The 2330-nt window shown below is 68.3% G+C and carries 4 protein-coding genes; all 4 read left to right on the forward strand.

Annotation, left to right across the window (positions count from 1 at the left end):
* Positions 1 to 974: SDR family oxidoreductase (locus LQV45_RS26245; protein WP_230009619.1), on the forward strand; the 974-nt coding region annotated here is incomplete at its 5' end.
* 47 nt (positions 975 to 1021) lie between these two features.
* Complete coding sequence (locus tag LQV45_RS26250) at positions 1022 to 1519, forward strand: DUF2505 domain-containing protein (RefSeq protein ID WP_223914131.1); 498 nt, start codon at positions 1022 to 1024, stop codon at positions 1517 to 1519.
* 4 nt (positions 1520 to 1523) lie between these two features.
* Positions 1524 to 1745 (forward strand): SCO4848 family membrane protein, encoded by a 222-nt coding sequence (locus LQV45_RS26255; RefSeq protein WP_018774651.1) that lies wholly within the window; start codon positions 1524 to 1526, stop codon positions 1743 to 1745.
* 95 nt (positions 1746 to 1840) lie between these two features.
* Complete coding sequence (locus LQV45_RS26260) at positions 1841 to 2284, forward strand: VanZ family protein (RefSeq protein WP_230009621.1); 444 nt, start codon at positions 1841 to 1843, stop codon at positions 2282 to 2284.
* Positions 2285 to 2330: the final 46 nt, after the last annotated feature.

A 2330-nucleotide genomic window follows, 5' to 3' on the forward strand; every position in this document is an offset into this window, starting at 1 on the left:
CCACGAGATGGGTGCGCAACAAGATCGAGGCGATCGCGGTCCGTGACGTCCTGTACTACCTCGTGGCGGCAGCGTCGCTGGAAGGACCCATCAACCGGACCTTCGACATCGGCTGCCGCCAGGTGCTCAGTTACGCCGGAATGATGCAGGAATACGCCGCAGAGGCCCGCCTGCCGCACCGGGTGGTGCTGGCGCTGCCGGTGCCGGCCCCCAAACTGGCCGGTCTGTGGGTGGCACTGACCACCCCCATCCCGCTCTCCATGTCCCTGCCGCTCGTCGAATCACTCCAGCACGACGCCGTCGCCGCCGAGCACGACATCGACGCGTACATCCCTGCGCCGGAGGGCGGCCTGACCCCCTACCGGCGGGCCGTGGCCCTCGCCCTGGGCAAGGAACGCGACGGCCAGGTGGAGACCACGTGGGCCAGCGCCGGCGTCGACGCCGATCCCCTGCCGAGCGACCCGGACTGGTCCGGACACGCCGTGTACGTGGACGAGCGAAGCTTCCAAAGCGACGTGGACCCCAAATATGTGTGGACCGTCATCGAAGGAATCGGCGGCCGGAACGGCTGGTACTCCCTGCCACTGGCCTGGCAGGTGCGCGGCTGGCTGGACAAGCTCACCGGCGGGGCGGGGCTGCTGCGCGGCCGCCGGCACCCGCACCTGCTGGCCGAGGGCGAGGTGGTGGACTGGTGGCGGGTCGAGCGGATCGACCGTGGCCGGCTGCTGCGGCTGCGGGCCGAAATGCGGGCCCCGGGCCGGGCCTGGCTCGAACTTTCCGTGGAGCCGGAGGGGACTGGCAGCCGCTACCGCCAGCGCGCCATCTTCTTCCCCAAGGGCCTCAGCGGCCGCCTCTACTGGCTCGCAGTGCTGCCGTTCCACAGCGTCATTTTTCCCGCCATGTCGCGGAATATCACCGCCGCCGCCCGGGATCTGGAAAACCTCGAATCGGAGCCAGCCCGGCACACCACGTAGGATGTTGGAGCCCGAAACGTCCACTTCCACATCACGGAGGACCCCCTATGGCCCTGAGTGCATCCACCACCGTTCCGCACAGCGTCGACCGCGTTACCGCGGTTTTCGTCAATGAAGACTTCCTGCGCCACACGAGCGAACTCGTCGGCGGCACCCTGGAATCCTTCGCCATCGACGGTGACACCGCCGGCGCTTTCAACACCACCACCGTGCGGACCATCCCCACCACCCGGATGCCCGACATTGCCCGGAAATTTGTTGGCGAAAGCCTGAAGGTGACGCAGCTGGAGGCCTGGGAGGCCCCCGCCGCCGACGGCTCCCGGCAGAGCAAGATCTCCCTGAAGGTCTCCGGCGCCCCGCTGGACGTGAAGGCTGTCCAGCGTCTCGTGTCCGACGGCGGCAGCACCCGGATCGAGCTCGAGGGCGACGTGACCTCCTCGGTGCCGTTCCTTGGCGGCAAGATCGCCGACGCCGCAGAACCGATGGTCGGAAAGGCCCTGAACCTGCAGTCCCAGCAGGCCCAGGCCTGGCTCGAAAGCCACTGACCCCGTGGAACTGCCCGCGGTACTCGCCGTCGTCCTGATAGTCGCCGGCGTCTGGTCCCTTGTTGTCTGGCCGCAGTTCCTGCGCCGGGTCATGAAGGATCCGCGTGCCCGCGACGCCAACGGCAAGGCCACGCGCTTCCTGACCGTCCATGTGGTCCTGGTCAGCATCTCCATGCTGCTGGGGGCCGCGACGGCGGCGATTGGCGTGGCCGGGCTGCTCAGCTAGCATCCGGCACACCGGCGGCGGCACGCGCACCCTGCGCCTGCCGCCGCCGGCCGCTAGAATCAGCAAAAAGGTGGACCGCTGAAAGGGGACGCCAGTTGCTACCCCGCCGCGTCGCCATCTGGGGCCTGTGCGCCTGCGTTCCGGTCCTCGGCCTGATTGCCTTCTGGCCGGTGCCCGTTGACCGGGGCGCGGCCACCTACCTCATGCGGTGGCTCCGGCAACTGCACAGCTGGGGCGTCCCTCCCTGGTTCGACTACGGGGTGGTGGAATTTTCCTCAAACGTGATCCTGTTTATTCCGCTGGGCGCCCTGGTCGCCATCATCCTGGGCCTGCGGCTCTGGTGGGGCGGGGCCGTTGCCGGGTTCATCCTCTCCGTCGTGATCGAACTCGGCCAGATGGCGTTCCTGCCGGCGCGCTTTCCGTCCGTCGCCGACGTCGCCGCAAACACGATCGGCGCCATGGCCGGCGCGCTCGTGGCCAGGCTGTTCATGGCACGCCGTGAGGCTGTGCGATCCCGACGTCCACCACGTACCCTGTGAACAGGGCCCGACGGGAGGAAATCGGAACTATGCGGATCTCGGTTAT

It is taken from the genome of Microbacterium sp. Bi128, from assembly GCF_918698205.1.

Coding starts and splice junctions, on each gene's coding strand:
- LQV45_RS26250 (WP_223914131.1), top strand. CDS start 1,022: ATGGCCCTGAGTGCATCCACCACCGTTCCGCACAGCGTCGACCGCGTT.